The organism is Prosthecobacter sp. (assembly GCF_044373815.1).
Lineage (GTDB): Bacteria > Verrucomicrobiota > Verrucomicrobiia > Verrucomicrobiales > Verrucomicrobiaceae > Prosthecobacter.
The window spans coordinates 1-17,305 of the sequence record NZ_JBIPNG010000014.1; the positions used below are offsets into that span (position 1 = coordinate 1).

The following is a 17,305-nucleotide window of genomic DNA, read 5'->3' on the forward strand; positions in this document are numbered from 1 at the left end:
GAGCCGTCTTCCCGCCTTCATCCGCCACCACCTCGCCGGCTCCGGCATGCTCATCGCACTGCTGCTGCTCTGCGTCTTCTTCAGCATCGCCACCTGGACCCGGCAGTATCCTCAAGATACTGATGCTGCAGAACATTTAGCAGAGATTGTCTTGTTCGAAGCCGGTAAAGACGGTCGCGTAATCATCGTCGTCCGCCCTCGATCAGATGATGTGACGTTTGCAAAAGCGCTGCAAACATCTCTAAAGAAATATGAGGTTTCAGTTCTCGAAGTCGTGCAAGGTGAGCCCAAAGACGCGCGTGCTGCGCTGTTACGTGCTGCGGCATCGGGAGGCGTGGATGTGATCGCCTGCAACAGAGCCACCGCGTCCTGGCTGGTGTTCAGCGATCTGTCCCATGACTTCCCCGCGCTCAAAGACACCCTCGTGGTGCAGCCCCAATCGCAGGCATGGGCGGTCTTCCTCAAGACCGACAACCTGCTCAACATCGCCAATCAGATCGCCGTCATCGCCATTCTCGCCATCGGCATGACTTTGGTCATCATCACCGCCGGCATCGATCTGAGCGTGGGCAGCCTGATCGCTCTCTCCGCCGTCATCACCACGATCATCGTGCGTGATTTCTGCGGCGGTGTGCATGCCGGAGCAGCTGGCATGTTCGTCGCCGGGCTCGGTGGCATCGCTTTGTGCGGTGCGTGTGGCCTCCTCTCCGGCGCTTTCATCACCCGCCTGCGCATGCCGCCCTTCATCGTCACGCTGGCGATGATGCTCGTGGGCAGCGGCCTGGCCTATCGACTCGCCGAAAATCAATCCGTCTACCAGGTGCCGGATTCCTTTGCCCGGCTGGGCCGTGGCTCCGATCTTCTGGGCCTGCCCAACGCCGTGGTCCTCATGCTGCTGCTCTACGCCGCCGCACACATTGTGATGACGCAGACCCGCCTCGGCAGAAATCTCTACGCCGTCGGCGGCAATGTGGAAGCCGCGCACCTTTCCGGCGTGCCCGTCCAGCGCGTCATCCTCATCGCCTACGTCATTTGCGGACTGCTTGCCGGCCTCGGCGGTGTCGTCACCGCCTCCTTGCTCAAAAGCGGCTCCCCCACCTACGGCCAGATGTATGAGCTCTATGTCATCGCCGCCGTCGTGGTCGGCGGCACCAGCCTCAGCGGCGGCAGAGGCACCATGCCCGGCACCCTCATCGGTGCCTTCATCATCGCCGTCATTCAAAACGGCATGAACCTCACCAATGTCGAAAGCAACACGCAGAAAATCGTCCTCGGCCTCGTCATTCTGGGCGCTGTCCTTGTCGATCGTGTGCGTAAGTAGAATCAAACATTCATGTTCAACTCCTGGCTCCCTGAATCCAAAGATCGACTCCCGCTGACGTGGTGGAAAACGCACCCCGTCTATCTCGCCGCCATCATCGCACTCGCAGGAGCTGCGAGCATGATCATCACCGCAGTGCTCGGTTACGACTTGATGGGGCACTTTGTCTTCACCTACGACAGCGCCTTTCGTCAGCTCCATCTCTGGACGCCGCTGACCTACATTCTGGTCAATCCTCCCAGTCTCTGGACGCTCGTCGGCTGCCTCCTGCTCTGGAATTTCGGCGAAGCAGTGGAGCGCCATCTGGGCCGTCGCGCCTTTGTCTGGCTGCTGCTCTTGCTGCTGCTCGTTTCACCTCTGCTCGTCACATTAATCGCCCTCGCAGGTGGTCGTGGATTCGCCTGCATGGGCATCACGCAGCTTGAGTTCGGCGTCTTCATCGCCTTCGCCACGCTGTATCCGAATGCGAAGCTCAACGTCTTCATTCTCGCCGTCGAGGCCTGGGTGCTCGCCGCCGTCTTTGTGGGCATCAATGCTCTCGTTTGCATTGGCGGCCGCGACTGGTCCTCGCTCTTCCTACTCGCCGCCAACGTCGGCACCGCCTACGCCTTCATCCGCTACGAAACAGGCGCGCTGAAGCTCCCATCCCTGCCCAAGCGTTCGCCGCCGCAGACCAGGAAGCCCGCGAAAAAAAGCAACATTCCCACCGTCGATGACATCCTCGACAAAATCAGCCATCAAGGCATGCACAGCCTCACCGCCGAGGAACGCCGCATCCTCGACCAGGCGAGCGATCAGATGAAGCGTAAACGTTGAAGCCGACGTGTCATGACACACTGCGCTGTTCTTGCAATCACGCTGGCCATGCTCTCACTGGCAGCTGCACCGGTGAATGCACAGTCTGAGACTCCGCCAGCTCCCAGGACGAGCTGGCGCAAGCTTGTTCCCGGCATCGAGCTTGGCCTTTTCCCCGCGCCCGGCGGCCAGGGGCAGATGCAGATTGTACGCGTCGATGCACGCAGCCATCCGTTGCGTCTGTGCTCCTCCTCTGCGGGCCAGCCCATGCTCACCGTGGAGGAGTGGGCGGCGAAACAAAAGCTCTGTCTCGTGATCAACGCAGGCATGTATGACAAAGACGGCAGCACCCACTGCGGCTATCTCAAAAACCATGCCCTCATTGGGCCCGCTGTGTTTCGCAGCGATTACTCATCCATCTGTGTCTTCACGCCTCTCGCCAAAGAAGCTGCGCCCTTTCGATTGCTCGACACCGACGATGCCAGCATTGAGAAAAACATTCTCTCCCATTATGCCGTCGCGGTACAAAACCTCCGCCTCATCAAACACCCGGGTGAGAACCGATGGAAGCAGCAGCCCAAATTTTGGAGCGAGGCTGCGCTGGGGGAGGACAAGGATGGCAACGCCTTGTTCATCTTCTGCCGCACGCCCTCCACGATGCATGACTTCAATGAGCACCTGCTGAAGCTGCCAATCAACCTTGTGAGCGCCCAGCATCTGGACGGTGGCCCGCCAGCGTCCTTCTATCTGAACTGCGGGGGCGTTGTCATTCGCAGCATGGGCAGCTTTGAGTCGGGATTCAATGAGACCAACGGCAGCCAGAAATTCTGGCTGCTGCCTCATGTGATCGGAGTCAAAGCTCCCTGAGGTTCTGCACTACCGCAGCACCACACGGCACGGAGCGCCGTCGGCACCTTCCAGTTTGAGCGGCAGGCAGATCAGCTCGTAGTAGCCGGATTTGATCTCGGCCAGATTGAGGCCTTCGATCACCCAGATGCCAGCACCGAGCATGATCTGATGTGTTTCCACACCGTCCTTGTTGAAGCCGCCGATGCTGAGGTAGTCAACACCCACGGTCACCACGCCTTGATCGACGAGATACTGCGCGGCGTCCGCACGGATGGAGACGAAGTCCTTGTCGAACTCGTTCATCGCCCAGCTTCGCGTCGAGTTGCGCGTCTTGAACAGCACGCGCTGGCGCGGGGCTATTTTGAGTTTCTTCAGATCATCCACCGTGATTTGATGCTCACAGTCCAGCAGCTCAAAGACGCGGCAGCGGCCGATCACCGGCTCCAGCGGCATCTGCTCCATCGTCAACCCATCGGCGATGAAATGTCTCGGCGCATCCATGTGCGTTCCCGTGTGGGCGCTCATGCTCAGGTGCGTCAGATTGCACACGGCGCCGTCGTCCATGCTGACCACACGTTTGATGTGGCACTCGGGGTCACCGGGCCAGTGTATCATGCCGTCGCGCAGGGGAACGGAGATGTCTTTCCAAGGTCGTTTCATAAGGACTAATACGAACCTGAGAGCAGGGTCTACGCAAGAGCTTGTTTTTATTTTACGTTTTCTTGAGATGACCCAGCTTCCTCGTCGTCAGTTCATTAAATCCACCGCAGCAGCAGTCTTCGGCTTCCAAATCGTGCCTCGTCACGTCATTGGTGGTCCCGGATTCACTCCGCCCAGTGAAAAGGTAAATCTCGGCTGCATCGGCATCGGCGGTCAGGGCGGTGGCGATATCAGGGATCTGGATGACTCCGGCCTCGCCAACATCGTCGCCCTCTGCGATGTCGATCTCGACCACTCCGCTGGCACGATCAAAAAATACCCGGGCGCGAAGCTCTACCGCGACTACCGCGAACTGATCGACAAGCAGAAGGACATCGACGCCGTGCTCGTGGCCACGCCGGACCACGTACATGCGCCCGCGAGCATCATGGCCATGCGTGCCGGGCACCATGTCTATGTGGAGAAGCCGCTCGCCCACACCATCGCTGAAGCACGTGCCATGCGCGATGTGGCAGCGGAAACCAAACGCGTCACTCAGATGGGCAATCAGGGCCACGCCAGCGAAGGCATCCGCCTCACCCGCGAGTGGATCCAGGCCGGCGCCATCGGCAAAGTCTCCGAGGTACATGTGTGGTCCGACCGCCCCGGCAAATTCTGGGATTCCCAAGGCAAGGCCTATCCCACCGAGACACCCGCCATCCCCAAGAATCTCGACTGGGACCTCTGGCTCGGCCCTGCCAAGCCACGCGCCTACCATCCCGACTTCTGCCCACGCAAATGGCGCGGCTGGTGGGACTTTGGCTGCGGCGCTCTGGGAGACATGGCCGTGCACAACGCCGACCCCGCCTTCTACGCGCTCGATCTCGACGCCCCTGACTGGGTCGAGGCGGAGAACGGCCCGAACAACAATCAGTCCTACCCGACCTGGAGCATCATCACCTACCACTTCCCCGCCAAAGGCGACCGCCCCGCCGTGAAGATGGTCTGGTATGACGGCGGCAAACTGCCCCCGCGCCCCGAAGGTCTCGATGAAACGCGCAACCTCGGCGACAACGGCATCTACTTCGTCGGCGACAAAGGCTGCATCCTCGCCGGCGGCTGGTCCGGCACTCCCCGCATCGTGCCCGAGACCAAGATGCAGCAGTTCATCATCCCCGCGAAAACGATCCCCCGCTGCCTCAGCGGCCACCGCAAAGAATTCCTCGAAGCCTGCAAAACCGGCAACCCTCTGGATGCCAAGTCCGGCTTCTGGTACTCCGCCCCCTTCACCGAATCCCTCCTCGTCGGCCTCCTCGCCGTTCGCTACGCCAAACGCGTCGAATGGGACACCAAGGCGATGAAGTCACCCAACACCCCCGAAGCCGACGCCATCATCCATAAGGCCTATCGCGCCGGGTATGGGATCTGATCGGAGGATAGCCGTCCCGGCTGTCAGCGGATCGAGGCGTCTCGCCTTCGTCTGGCGGATCAAAGGCGAGACGCCCCGATCCATCGTCAGCCTGGAAGGCCGACCTCCATTCACGCCAGCAGCTTCGTCACCAATTCCCCAGCCACTCCCGTAAGCCTCATATCAAGGCCCTGGAAGCGCTGATTGAGCTTCGTGTGATCAAAGCCCAGCACGTGCAGCAGCGTCGCGTGCAGGTCATGCACATGCACCGGATCTTCGGTGACATTGAACCCAAACTCATCGCTCTGACCGAGAGTGAGGCCGGGCTTCATGCCACCGCCGGCAAACCACATGCTGAAGCAGTTCGGATGATGATCGCGCCCGTCATTGCCACCCTGCACCATCGGCGTCCGGCCAAACTCACCGCCCCAAATGACGAGTGTGTCTTCCAGCAGACCGCGCTGCTTCAGGTCACGAAGCAACGCTGCACAAGGCTGATCCGTGAGGCCGCACTGCGTCTTCAAACCATTCACCAAGCCACCATGATGATCCCACGCCTCATGGAAGAGCTGCACAAAACGCACACCGCTTTCCACGAGCCGACGCGCGAGCAGGCAGTTGTTGGCAAAGGACGCCTCGCCCGGTTTCGCGCCATACATGTCCAGGATGTGCTTGGGCTCCTTGCTGATGTCCATTAGCTCCGGTGCCGTCTGCTGCATGCGATAGGCCAGCTCAAAGCTGTTGATGCGGCTGGCGATCTCAGGATCACCCACCACGTTGAGCCGCTCTTCGTTAAGCTGCTTCAGTACATCCAGCGTGTCCCGCTGCGTCGCATCATTGACGCCTTCCGGATTACTCAAAAACAAAACAGGCTCCCCGCTGCTGCGAAACGGCACGCCCTGATACACCGTGGGCAGGAAACCGCACCCGAAGTTGCTCATGCCGCCGCTGGGCCCTTTCTGCCCGCTCTGCATCACCACATAGCCCGGCAGATCCTGATTCTCCGTGCCGAGACCGTACAGCGTCCACGCCCCAAAGCTCGGCCTGCCAAAAATCTGCGAGCCCGTGCTCATCAAAATCTGTCCCGGCGCATGATTGAAAGCGTCCGTTTTCATCGAGCGCACAATCGTCAGATCGTCCGCCATCTTCGCCGTGTGCGGCAGCAGCTCGCTCAGTTCCGCGCCGCTCTGCCCATGCCGGGCGAATTTAAACTTTGGCCCCAGCAGCTTGCTGTTGGGATTGATGAACGCAGCGCGGTAGCCTTTCAGCAGATCCGGCGGCGGCAGCTTGCCGTCCCACTTCGAGAGCTCCGGCTTGTTGTCGAACAACTCCAGATGGCTCGGCGCACCGCCCATGAAAAGATAGATCACCCGCTTCGCCTTCGCGGGATAATGCGGCTTCTTTAGCGCCAGCGGACTCACGGGCGCAGCCGCACTGGCCGTGCGCGACATCAGATCCATCGCCGCAATGCTCGCCAAGCCCACGCCGCAGTCTTTGAAAAACCAGCGGCGGGTGCGGTAGCGGGCGTATTCGGCCTGAAGTTCGTGGCGGAGAGTCATGGCAGGGAGTTAGTCGAGTTTGACGCGCAGCGATTCTCGAAAGAGGTCATCGGAGTTTTTGACGAGAAGGACGATCACCGTGATCAGGCTGCCAAACAGGCCCAGAAAAAACCAGAGCCAGGCGTTCCGTCCGGTGTTCTGCGCCCAGAGCGCGCAAAACACGCCAAACAAGAATAGCACCAAGCCAGTGGATTCCAATTTTTTCACCTGGCGTTCAAGCTGGCTGACTCGGGTCTTCAACTGAGTGATTTCATGCACCGCTGCATCTTGGTTGGGCGCCAACGTTGACGCTGACTGCCCCAGCGCCGGCTGAGCAATCAGGAGCACGGCGCAAAGCTGAAGAAGTCGATAGATGTTCATGAAACTCGAATGACGCATAGAAATCGCCCGCTGGCGATAAGGTCTATCCGCACAGGTTGCGCAGCACAATCCCGGCGGCGGCTTTCTCCATGCACGCACATTGAAATGAAGGATCGCAGCACCCGCCATCGTTCCACCCGGTTCATGAAGCTCCTGAGCATCTTCCTTTCGTCATTCCTCATTCTGGTTTCGTCATTCGCCGCCGACCGCCCGAACATCCTTTGGCTCACCAGCGAGGACCACGGGCCGCACATGGGCTGCTACGGCGACACCTATGCCGATACCCCAAACGTCGATGCTCTGGCCGCGAAGGGCATGCTCTTCAAGCACGCGTGGTCCTGCGCGCCAGTCTGCGCCGCAGCGCGCACCACCATCATCGCCGGCATGTATTCGCCCTCCACCGGAGGCGAACACATGCGCAGCATGGTGGCCATGCCAAAGGGCACAAAGATGTATCCGCAGTTCCTCCGCGAAGCCGGCTACTACTGCACCAACAACAACAAGGAGGACTACAACCTGCAAAAGCCCGAAGGCGTGTGGGATGAGTCCAACGGCAAGGCGCACTGGACCAACCGCAAAGATGGCCAGCCCTTCTTCGCCATCTTCAACGAGCAGTGCAGCCACGAAAGCCAGCTCCGCAAACGCCCGCACGTGGCCATCCACGATCCTGCCAAAGTCCGCGTCCCCGCCTACCATCCCGACATCCCCGAAGTGCGCCAGGACTGGGCGCAGTACTATGATCAAGTCACACTCGCCGACGCCTCCGCAGGCCGACGTCTAAAAGAACTCGAAGCCGCAGGCCTCGCGGCAGACACGATCGTCTTCTACTACGCCGACCACGGCAGCGGCATGCCACGCAACAAGCGCTGGCCCTGCAACTCCGGCCTGCAGGTACCCATGGTCGTGTATTTCCCGCCAAACTGGAAACACCTCGCCCCCAAAGAATACGGCGCCGGAGTGAAATCAGACCGCCTCGTCAGCTTTGTCGATCTCGCACCCACGCTCCTCAGCCTCATCGGCGTGCAGCCTCCCGAATGGATGCAAGGCCACGCCTTCGCCGGCAAATTCCAGACCGAGCCGCAGCCCTTCGTCTACGGCTTCCGTGGCCGCATGGACGAACGCTACGACTGCGTCCGCAGCGTCACGGATGGCCGCTTCGTTTATCTCCGCAACTACATGCCTCACCTCTCCCAGGGCCAGCATGTGAACTACCAGTTTGAAACACCCAGCACCCGCGTGTGGCGGCAGCTTTACGATGCTGGCAAGCTCACCCCTGAACAGTCCATCTTCTGGACGACACCCAAGGCCCCCGAAGAACTCTACGACCTGCAAAGCGACCCCGATGAAGTCCACAACCTCGCCGCCCAGCCCGAGCACTCAGCGACACTTGCCAAGATGCGCGCCGCACAGGAAAACCTCGCGCTAAAAATCCGCGATGCCGGCATGGTCGCTGAAGGCGAGATGCACCACCGCGCCGAAGGCACCACACCCTACGACATGGCACACGATGACTCGATGTATCCCCTCGCCCGCATCCTGAAAGCCGCAGGCGCAGCCTCCTCCTTGAAACCTGACGCCATGTCAGATCTCAAAGCAGGTTTTGCCGACAAAGACAGCGCCATCCGCTACTGGTCCGCCATGGGCATCCTCATGCGCGGCGGCGATGGCGTGAGCGCAGCCCACGATGAAATCACCCAGGCCGCCAAAGACAGCTCCACCTACGTGCAAGTCGCCGCCAACTGGTCCTTGGCCAAATACGGCAGCGATGCCGAGCGCGCCGCCGCCCTGCCTGCCCTCGTAAATCTCGCCAACTGGAGCCAGCACGATGTCTTCACCTCCTTGAGCGCCCTCAACGCCATCGGCGATCTCGGCGACAAGGCCCAGCCCATCGCTGCCAAGCTCAAAGAACTCCCCGCCAAAGGCGAATCCCCCGATGCCCGCTTCAACGGCTATGTCGCGCGATTACTCGCAGATCTGACTGGCAGCAAGCCTGCCCCTGATGACGGCGGTGAGCCCCCTGCAAAGAAAGCGAAGAAGAACAAGAAAAAGTAGGCCCTTTTCAGAGCAACTCACAGCCCCAGCATCTGCCGCATCTGCGCCTTCGGAATGCCCCCAATTTGACGCCCGATTTCGCGCCCTGATTTGAAAGCGATGAAGGTGGGAATGGGCCCCACTCCATGATCACGCGCCAGCTTGGGATCTTCATCGACATTGATGCGAATCACCACCGCCTTGCCCTTCAGTTCCTGCGCCAGCTCCTCCACCATCGGACCCACGACTTTGCACGGGCCGCACCAGTCCGCGTAAAATTCCACCAGCACAGGCACCTTGGCCGTGCGCACGGCACTGATCGAGGTGGTGTGCCCCATCCCCCCGCCCGAGACCGGACGCAGCATGTCAAACGCGATCCAGCCGATGTACAGCAGGACGGCTCCGGCGATCCAGAGAGGGATGTTTCCTTTGTTCACGCAGTACCATCCGGGGCAAATTTCATTCTGGCAAGGGGCGATGATGGCCGATTCCCCCCAGTTTTCGACCTTGAAACCGACCCCTGCGCCAGTAAGGAAGGCGTCCCGCGCTTGGCCGCATCTGGCGCTGTTTCTGACACTCATTGACCCTGAACCTCTCTACATGAATAAAACCCTCCTCGCTCAAGCCGCCAACGAAGCCCGTGGTCTCGCCATGGATGCCGTGCACAAGTGCTCCTCCGGCCATCTCGGCCTCCCCCTCGGCTGCGCCGAAATCGGTGCCGTCCTTTTCGGCGAAACCCTCCAGTGCGATCCCGCCGATCCCAAGTGGCTCAACCGCGACCGCTTCATCCTCAGCGCCGGCCACGGCTCCATGTTCATCTACTCCTGGCTGCACCTAAGCGGCTATGACCTTTCCATCGATGAAGTCTCCAAGTTCCGCGTGCTGGGCAGCCACACCCCCGGCCATCCGGAGTCGTTTGAGACCGTGGGTGTCGAGTGCACCACCGGCCCCCTCGGCCAGGGCATTGGCAATGCGGTGGGCTTTGCCCTCAGCGGCAAAATGGCGGCGGCGAAGTACAACACCGCCGAGCACAAGATCATCGACAATCATATCATCGTCCTCGCTGGCGACGGCTGCCTCCAGGAAGGCGTGGCCCGTGAAGCCGTGGCCTTCGCCGGTCACAACCGCCTCGACAACCTCATCCTCATCTATGATTCCAACGATGTGACCCTCGATGCGATGGCCAAGGTCACGCAGGACGAGGACACCCTGGCGATCTACTCCGCCCTGGGCTGGGACGCCGTGGTCATCGAGGGCAACGACCTCGACGCCATTTCCACCGCCATCGAAAACGCCAAGAAGGGCGACAACGGCAAGCCCAAGATCATCATCGCCCGGACGCTCATCGGCAAAGGCATCCCTGAAGTCGCTGGCACCGCCAAGGCTCACGGCGAAGGCGGCGCAAAGTTTGTCGATTCCGCCAAGAAGGGCCTCGGCCTGCCAGAAGGCACCCATTTCTACGTCAGCGACGAGGTGAAGGCTTACTTCGCCGATTTGAAGAACAAGCGCGCCGCGATCCACGGTGAATGGAACAAGGTTTTCCTCGCCTGGGGTGCAGGGAATCCAGCGCTCGCGAAAGAACTCGACGCCGCACGTCATGGCTCGCTGAAGGCCGAAGACCTGCTCAAGCTCGTCCCCGAATATCCGGCGGAAGGCAAGGCCGCCACCCGCAACAGCGGCGGCGAGATCTTCAATCACATCGCCAAGGCGGTGCCACACATCATCACCGGCAGCGCCGACCTCTTCGGCTCCACCAAGAACTACCTCACGGGCATGGGCGATTTCAGCCCTGCAAACCCAACCGGTCGCAACATCTGGTTCGGTATCCGCGAGCACGCCATGGGCGCCATCTGCAACGGCATCGCCTACGACGGTCTCTTCCTCCCCAGCGGCGCGACCTTCCTCGTCTTCGCCGACTACTGCCGCCCGAGCATCCGCCTCGCAGCGCTTTCCCGCCTGCCCGTCACCTACATCTTCACCCACGACTCCGTCGGTGTCGGTGAAGACGGCCCGACCCACCAGCCGGTGGAAACCGTCAGCGGTCTGCGCGTGATCCCAAATCTCGACGTCATCCGCCCCGGCGATGCCGAAGAAACCGCAGGTGCCTTCGCCGCTGCTTTCAGCCGCGCCGATGGCCCCACGCTCCTCGCTCTTAGCCGCCAGGATCTCCCGCATCAGGGCACCGCCAGCGCCGCCACCCGCCGTGAAGGCACCCTCAAAGGCGGCTACGTCCTGGTGAAGGAAACCGCCCCCCTTGAAGCCATCGTCATCGCCACCGGTTCCGAAGTGCAATGGGCCGTCGAAGGCGCCAAGGGCAAGCCCGGCGTCCGCGTCGTCAGCCTGCCATGCTTTGAGCGTTTTGACCGTCAGGACGCCGCCTATCGCGAGTCCGTCCTTCCGGCTGCCTGCACAAAGCGCATCGCCATCGAAGCCGGCGTCTCCGGCCTCTGGTGGAAATACGTCGGCACCCAGGGCCAGATCATCGGCATCGACCGCTTCGGCATCAGCGCCCCTGGCAACACTGTCTTCAAGCAGCTCGGCATCACCGCCGAGGCCGTGGCCCAGGCGCTGGCATGAGCTGACCTCCGCGATCAAGTCTAAAAACTCACGAAGAGAGGCTGGCAACAGCCTCTCTTTTTTTGTCTCCGCACAGTCTCCCGTTCATCGGCCAGCGTAACAAAAATTCCCCGCATGAACCGCCGCACCATCCCCTCTCTGCAGATGAGCGTGTACGGCCAGGACCGGCTGCGCTCAGAGGGCTTTGTGATCATGCCGCTGGAATTCTCCATGAGGCAGGAGCCCCAGCGCCTGATCCCGCATTTCCACGATTTCTTCCAGATCTTCCTGATCACCGGCGCAGGCAGGCTCATGCACGATTTCCGAGATCACGACGTCACCGGCTTGACGCTGTTTTTCCTCAGCCCCGGGCAGGTGCACACCATCCGCCCCGCCCCGCAGACGCAAGGCACGGTGGCCTCCTTCACGCAGGAGTTCTTTGATCACCACGCACCGCCGCCCAGCATGCTCTTTGATCTGCCGTTTTTCTTCAGCTCCGGCGTCACGCCATGGCTGACGGTGAGCCCGGATGAAGCCGCACGCATCACCGCGCTGTTTGCAGAGCTGCAGCAGGAATACGACTCCGCTCAATCCGGCGTGCAGGAGGTGCTGCGCGCCACGCTGCGCATCCTCTTCATCCAGGCCGGCCGTCTTTATGCGCAGAAGCATTCGGTCAAGGAGACCTCGCGCGCTGCGCTCCTGGCCCGCCAGTTTCACCTGTCACTGGAGCACCACTTCCGGGAATGGCAGACTCTGGCACCGTATGCCAGGGAGCTGGGCATCACCGTCAACCATTTGAATGACGTCATTCATCAGGAGACCGGTCACGCCGCCGGGGAGCTCATCCACCAGCGCCGCCTGCTGGATGCCAAGCGCCTGCTGCTCCACTCGGACCTCAGTGTCTCCGAAATCGTCTACCAGACGGGCTTCCAGGACCCCTCCTACTTCACCCGTTTTTTCCGCCGTCATGCCGGACAGACACCCGGCGAGTTCCGCGACGCAATCCGAGAAAAATACCAGCCAGAGGCCACCTAGCACCAGCCTGCCAGATTGTGCCCGCCAGCCTTCAGGCGGAAGGTCGCGGTCCTTATGAAAGACACGATGATCGAGGACCAATCACCTCACGCGATCTCCCCCACCGCAGCGCCGGACGCAAAAGAGACCGTCTTCGCGCTGCTCTTCGCCATCAGCTTTTCCCACATGCTGAATGACACCATCCAGGCCCTGCTGCCTGCGATCTATCCGGTGCTCAAAGAAACGTACGGACTGAGCTTTGCACAGCTCGGATACATCACGCTGACCTTCCAAGTCACCGCCTCCCTGCTGCAGCCTCTGGTGGGTTACATCACGGACAAGCGGCCGCTGCCCTACTCGCTGCCGGTTGGCATGGGACTGACTCTGATCGGCCTGCTGGCTCTCTCCAGAGCCCACAGCTACCCGGCTATTCTCATCGCCTCAGGGCTGGTGGGTTCGGGCTCCGCCATCTTCCATCCCGAGGCATCGCGCATCGCCCACATGGCTGCGGGCAGGCGGCGCGGTCTGGCGCAGTCCCTGTTTCAGGTGGGTGGCAATGCGGGCTCTTCCATCGGCCCTTTGCTGGCGGCGTGGTTCATCGTGCCCCATGGTCAGGCTGCCCTTTCGTGGTTCTCCATCATCGCGATGCTGGGAGTCTTCATGCTGTGGCAGATCGGCCTGTGGCAGGCGCGCAATCTGCACCGCATTCAGCGCAAACAAGCACGCTCAGCCACCGCCCATGCCCGCCCGACATCCGGCAAGATTGCCTTTGCCATGGCCATCCTCGTCATGCTGATCTTCTCCAAGTACGTTTACCTCGTCAGCCTGAGCAACTACTACACCTTCTACCTGATGGAGCGCTTCCATGTCTCGGTGCAGACCTCGCAGTACTACCTATTCCTCTTCCTCTTCGCCGTGGCCGTCGGCACCATCGTTGGCGGCCCCGTGGGAGATCGCATTGGCCGCAAGCGCGTCATCTGGTTTTCCATTCTGGGTGCCGCCCCCTTCTCCCTCTGGCTGCCGCATGCAGGCCTGGCCCTCACGGCGGTGCTGACCGTCATCATCGGCTTGATCCTCGCCTCCGCCTTCTCAGCCATCCTGGTGTATGCGCAGGAACTCATGCCCGGGAAAGTCGGCATGATCGCGGGCCTGTTCTTTGGTCTCGCTTTTGGCATCGCAGGCATCGGCGCCGCCGTACTGGGAAAACTGGCGGACCATCAGGGCATCAACTTCGTGTTCCACTTCTGCGCCTTCCTGCCCTTGCTGGGCCTGCTGACCATGTTCCTTCCTGACGTGGAAGGAGATGGCCAAGCGGGCAAGTGACGGAGTCAGCGCTATCAGAGGCTTTGCAGCGTCTTGCGCCCACGCTCCTTCGTCCCCGGATCATCCTGATCACGGTTCGCCATCGCGAGTCCTTTTTCGATGAACTGCTTCGCTTCCGTTTTGCGTCCCATGAGTGCGTAGGTGCGCCCAAGTTCGACGTAGTGGATGAGGCGGTTCGGATTGAGCGCGATGGCCTTTTGAAAACACTTCACCGCCTCGTCATGAGACGCACTTGGCAAGGCACCATACACGATCATGGCCACGGCACGCGTCATGCCGCCGATCTGCGCCAGTTCCTGATTCCAGCGCCCAAGCAGATGCCAAGCAAAGTCATCTTTGGGATTCAGCTTCGCCGCAGTCTCCGCCTCCGTCTTGATCTTGTGTGACGCTTCGATGCTCTCTTTGTTTCCGACCAGTGGTGAGAGTTTGCCGAGACAGATGGCGACTGCGAGATGCGGATCAGACTCCTTGGGAGCCAGCTTCACCGCACGTTCCGCATAGGCCAGCGCGGTGCGCCCAGACTTCAGTTGATCCGCTTTGCCAGACAGATCTGCCATGCGATACACATACTGCCTCGCGATCTTTACCAGCAGCGAAGCGTCATTGGCATTCAGCTTCTCAGCAGGCAGATAGTACTGCAGCGCTGCCTCCGGCTTGAACTGGGCATCATACCCATCGCCCTGTTTCACGAGTTCCGTGAAGTCTCCGAATGCATGCCCCGCCATCAACATGGCAGCCGCGATTGTCAGTGTCGTTTTCATGGTTTGATGAAGCGATAATGTGAAACGATCCATTCCTCACCGCCGCGGTATCCCCACAGCTCGGCGCAGGCAAGGAAGAACAAGCGCCACCAGACCCACCACTTGGTCACCTGGTCTTTGCCATAGGTTTCAGCAAACAGCGGCAGGATCTCCGCCTTGTGCGCATCCATGTTCGCCAGCCAGGCCTCGCTCGTCTTGGAATAATGCTCACCACTCACGCACCAGTGGTCTTCGATTTTTAAATCATCCTGGAAGTAGAGCAGCAGGTCATCGCTGGGCATCTGCCCGCCGGTGAAGAAATATTTCGCCATCCAGTCGTCATCGCTGCGCACCTCGTAATGGTAGGCGTATTCGCGATGGGTGAAGATGTGCACGAAGAGCTTGCCGCGCGGCTTCAGCCAGGTGGAGACACGGCGCAGCAGCTCCTGGTAGTTCTTCATGTGCTCGAACATCTCCACCGATACACAGCGGTCGAAGATGCCTGCGCCAACACCTTCGAAGTGAATCATGTTCGCGGTGATGATCGTCAGATTTTTCAAACCACGCTTTGCCGCCTCTGAATCGATGAACAGCTTCTGCGTTCGCGAATTGGAAACGCTGGTGATCTGCGCACTCGGATAATGCTCCGCCATCCACAGTGACAGCGAACCCCAGCCGCAGCCCAGTTCGAGAATGCGCTGGCCATCCTGCAGCTCCGCGCGCTCACAGGTCAGCTGCAGCATCGCCGCTTCGGATTCATCAAAGGTGGTTTTCTCATCCGGCCAGTAACCCGAGCTGTACTTCAAGTGTTTGCCGAGCACGAGCTGATAGAAACGCGTGGGCACCTCATAGTGCTGCTCATTGGCCTCATCCGTCGCGATGGCCACGGGCATCTGCTTGAGATCCTGCACGTAGCGCATCAAGGCGGCGCGCTGGGCTTCGGCGGTGGGCTGCTTGTTCTCCTTCAGCGTCTCGGCCAGCCGCTGGCGGATGCCGATCCGGATCATGCTGTCCGGGAGGATGTTCTTGGCGAGGATGGCGTTGATGGTGCTCATGCGGTTTGGGGAATTGTGCGATCTTGGAAACAGACTGGATTCAACTTTTCGGCGGCCACGGCACAAAGGCGCTCGTGGTGCGCTGATACTCGCGGTAGGCGTCGCCCTTGCTCTTCACGGCGCATTCCTCCGTGAGCGGGATGCCGGTGACACGCAGCAGAAAATACAGGATCAGCGCCGGGGCATACACCGTGACCCAGCCCCACGGTGAACCGCAGGCAAACAGCCAGAACCCCCACCACACGACGGACTCAAAAAAGTAGTTCGGATGCCGCGAGTAGCGCCAGAGACCAACCTGACACACCTTGCCTTTGCTCGCAGGATCAGCCTTGAACCTCTTCATCTGCGCATCACTCAAGGCCTCGCCACTCAGACCGATCAGCCACACAATGGCTCCGGCCATTTCGATGAGGTTCAATTCCGGAGCTGGATTCAAACACGCGAGTAGCACAGGCACCGCCAGCAGCACGATCAGCAAAGCCTGCGCCTGAAAGAAAAAGAAAAAGTTCTTCGCCAGTCCGTCCTTCCATTTCTCACGCAGCACGGCGTACCGCACATCCTCATGAGGATGGTGCCCTTTGACTCGGATTAGGAGATACGTCCCAAGCCGCACGCTCCACAAGACTCCCATCGTCACCGCAATGATTTTGCGCTCCGCGAATCCTCCACCCAGCAGTGCATAAAGCGGCGCCATCACAGCGAGCGCATAAGACCACGTCACATCGACAAAACTGAAGTTGTTCAGCTTCAAACTAAGCAGCCAGGTAAGTGCAAACAGCAGAAATGCCACCACTGTGCCCATGCCCATCAGGAACCAGAAATCATGCATCATGTCTTGAGAAGTTGAGGTGTTTGGCGAGTTTTTCGACGAGGGGTTTGCTGACAAAAAAGACCACGCCAATGAGCAGCGGTGCGAGCAGCAGCCACACGACCACGCCGTAGAGACCGATCATGCCGAATTCAGCCATGAACTTCCCTGGGCTGGCAAAGAACCGCTCCATCATCATGGGAATCGAAAGCGGCACATGCTCGGCACCGAAGAGCGACTCACCGGCGCGCATGAAGAGGAGAATGCTTGCCAGATGCAGCGGATACGTCAGCTCACGAAACACCTGCAGCACCGGCTGGTTCAGCTTCAAAACAACGCCCACCCCCAGCGCCAGCATAGTCGTGGTGCCCAGCAGCGGAAAGACACCCGTCGTGACACCAAAGGCAATGGCCTGCGCGATTTTGGCAGGCGTCGTCCCCTGCGCAAGCTGCGCAACGACCGGCTTCACCACCCAGCGGCGCCACAAAGATTCTCGCTGGATGGGTTCCGTCATGCCTTTCGAAGAAGGATGTCTTCCATGCGCGCATTCGATGGCACACGGAAAAGCAGGATGAGCATGTAAACCGCCATCGCGATGTTGCCGAGCAACAGAATGCCCAGCAGCCAGCCGATGCGGCCAAACCACGAGCGCTCCTTGTATGCGACCCAGCAGTAAAAAGTCAGAAAGGCCCAGTAGGTGTCAAACAGCGTGGCGATAAACCATGGATGCCCGCCCACCGAACCCGGGATGGCCCATAGCGCACACTGCTGCGAAGCCCAACTCGTGACGCCAAACATGGACACCAGCACAACGACAAAGAAGATTCGAAGAAACCAGATCATGATG

17 protein-coding genes are annotated in these 17,305 nt (G+C 60.3%); 8 read left to right on the forward strand and 9 right to left on the reverse strand.

What is annotated here, in order from left to right:
* Positions 1-19: 19 nt before the first annotated feature.
* Genes ACIREA_RS02375 through ACIREA_RS02385 form a run of 3 tightly spaced genes read left to right on the forward strand, consistent with a single transcriptional unit; the run spans position 20 to position 2,983 of the window.
* A complete protein-coding gene (locus ACIREA_RS02375) occupies positions 20-1,321 on the forward strand; it encodes an ABC transporter permease (RefSeq protein WP_397380224.1) in 1,302 nt (433 codons plus the stop codon).
* Between the two features lie 12 nt (positions 1,322-1,333).
* Complete coding sequence (locus ACIREA_RS02380; RefSeq protein ID WP_397380169.1) at positions 1,334-2,137, forward strand: rhomboid family intramembrane serine protease; 804 nt, start codon at positions 1,334-1,336, stop codon at positions 2,135-2,137.
* Between the two features lie 12 nt (positions 2,138-2,149).
* A complete protein-coding gene (locus tag ACIREA_RS02385; RefSeq protein WP_397380171.1) occupies positions 2,150-2,983 on the forward strand; it encodes a phosphodiester glycosidase family protein in 834 nt (277 codons plus the stop codon).
* A gap of 9 nt (positions 2,984-2,992) precedes the next feature.
* On the opposite strand, the gene ACIREA_RS02390 is transcribed toward ACIREA_RS02385, so the two are convergent.
* Positions 2,993-3,625 (reverse strand): cyclase family protein, encoded by a 633-nt coding sequence (locus ACIREA_RS02390; protein ID WP_397380173.1) that lies wholly within the window; start codon positions 3,623-3,625, stop codon positions 2,993-2,995.
* A 67-nt stretch (positions 3,626-3,692) separates the two neighbouring features.
* Here ACIREA_RS02390 and ACIREA_RS02395 point away from each other — a divergent pair, with 67 nt between their 5' ends.
* Positions 3,693-5,033: a Gfo/Idh/MocA family protein gene (locus tag ACIREA_RS02395; RefSeq protein ID WP_397380175.1), complete on the forward strand. Its 1,341-nt coding sequence runs from the start codon at positions 3,693-3,695 to the stop codon at positions 5,031-5,033.
* Between the two features lie 110 nt (positions 5,034-5,143).
* On the opposite strand, the gene ACIREA_RS02400 is transcribed toward ACIREA_RS02395, so the two are convergent.
* Positions 5,144-6,571 carry a DUF1501 domain-containing protein gene (locus ACIREA_RS02400; RefSeq protein WP_397380177.1) on the reverse strand — a complete coding sequence of 476 codons (1,428 nt, stop codon included), beginning with the start codon at positions 6,569-6,571 and terminating at the stop codon, positions 5,144-5,146.
* A 9-nt stretch (positions 6,572-6,580) separates the two neighbouring features.
* Complete coding sequence (locus ACIREA_RS02405; RefSeq protein ID WP_397380179.1) at positions 6,581-7,060, reverse strand: hypothetical protein; 480 nt, start codon at positions 7,058-7,060, stop codon at positions 6,581-6,583.
* Between the two features lie 15 nt (positions 7,061-7,075).
* Between ACIREA_RS02405 and ACIREA_RS02410 the strand changes: the two genes are divergently transcribed.
* Positions 7,076-8,983 carry a sulfatase-like hydrolase/transferase gene (locus tag ACIREA_RS02410; protein WP_397380181.1) on the forward strand — a complete coding sequence of 636 codons (1,908 nt, stop codon included), beginning with the start codon at positions 7,076-7,078 and terminating at the stop codon, positions 8,981-8,983.
* A 17-nt stretch (positions 8,984-9,000) separates the two neighbouring features.
* On the opposite strand, the gene ACIREA_RS02415 is transcribed toward ACIREA_RS02410, so the two are convergent.
* Complete coding sequence (locus ACIREA_RS02415) at positions 9,001-9,399, reverse strand: thioredoxin family protein (RefSeq protein WP_397380183.1); 399 nt, start codon at positions 9,397-9,399, stop codon at positions 9,001-9,003.
* Between the two features lie 163 nt (positions 9,400-9,562).
* On the opposite strand from ACIREA_RS02415, the gene tkt reads away from it, so the two are divergent.
* The 3 genes from tkt to ACIREA_RS02430 all read left to right on the forward strand — a co-directional run bounded on the left by tkt (position 9,563) and on the right by ACIREA_RS02430 (position 13,855).
* On the forward strand, positions 9,563-11,539 hold the full coding sequence (tkt, locus tag ACIREA_RS02420; protein ID WP_397380185.1) for a transketolase: 1,977 nt from the start codon (positions 9,563-9,565) through the stop codon (positions 11,537-11,539).
* A 114-nt stretch (positions 11,540-11,653) separates the two neighbouring features.
* On the forward strand, positions 11,654-12,553 hold the full coding sequence (locus ACIREA_RS02425; RefSeq protein WP_397380187.1) for a helix-turn-helix domain-containing protein: 900 nt from the start codon (positions 11,654-11,656) through the stop codon (positions 12,551-12,553).
* 54 nt (positions 12,554-12,607) lie between these two features.
* Complete coding sequence (locus tag ACIREA_RS02430; protein WP_397380189.1) at positions 12,608-13,855, forward strand: MFS transporter; 1,248 nt, start codon at positions 12,608-12,610, stop codon at positions 13,853-13,855.
* A 14-nt stretch (positions 13,856-13,869) separates the two neighbouring features.
* Here the strand turns inward: ACIREA_RS02430 and ACIREA_RS02435 are convergent, their stop codons facing one another.
* From ACIREA_RS02435 to ACIREA_RS02455, 5 genes are read right to left on the reverse strand one after another with little or no spacing between them, the layout of a single operon-like run.
* Positions 13,870-14,616, reverse strand: coding sequence for a tetratricopeptide repeat protein (locus tag ACIREA_RS02435; RefSeq protein WP_397380191.1), 747 nt, complete (start codon positions 14,614-14,616; stop codon positions 13,870-13,872).
* Positions 14,613-15,650 carry an SAM-dependent methyltransferase gene (locus tag ACIREA_RS02440; RefSeq protein ID WP_397380192.1) on the reverse strand — a complete coding sequence of 346 codons (1,038 nt, stop codon included), beginning with the start codon at positions 15,648-15,650 and terminating at the stop codon, positions 14,613-14,615. Before ACIREA_RS02440 ends, ACIREA_RS02435 begins: the two co-directional genes overlap by 4 nt.
* Positions 15,651-15,690: 40 nt before the next feature.
* Positions 15,691-16,482: a DUF1295 domain-containing protein gene (locus ACIREA_RS02445; RefSeq protein ID WP_397380194.1), complete on the reverse strand. Its 792-nt coding sequence runs from the start codon at positions 16,480-16,482 to the stop codon at positions 15,691-15,693.
* Entirely contained in the window at positions 16,472-16,972 is a 501-nt protein-coding gene (locus ACIREA_RS02450; RefSeq protein ID WP_397380196.1) for a DUF2062 domain-containing protein, read from the reverse strand. The genes ACIREA_RS02445 and ACIREA_RS02450 overlap by 11 nt, the downstream gene beginning before the upstream one ends.
* On the reverse strand, positions 16,969-17,301 hold the full coding sequence (locus ACIREA_RS02455) for a DUF1475 domain-containing protein (RefSeq protein ID WP_397380198.1): 333 nt from the start codon (positions 17,299-17,301) through the stop codon (positions 16,969-16,971). Before ACIREA_RS02455 ends, ACIREA_RS02450 begins: the two co-directional genes overlap by 4 nt.
* Positions 17,302-17,305 lie beyond the last annotated feature (4 nt).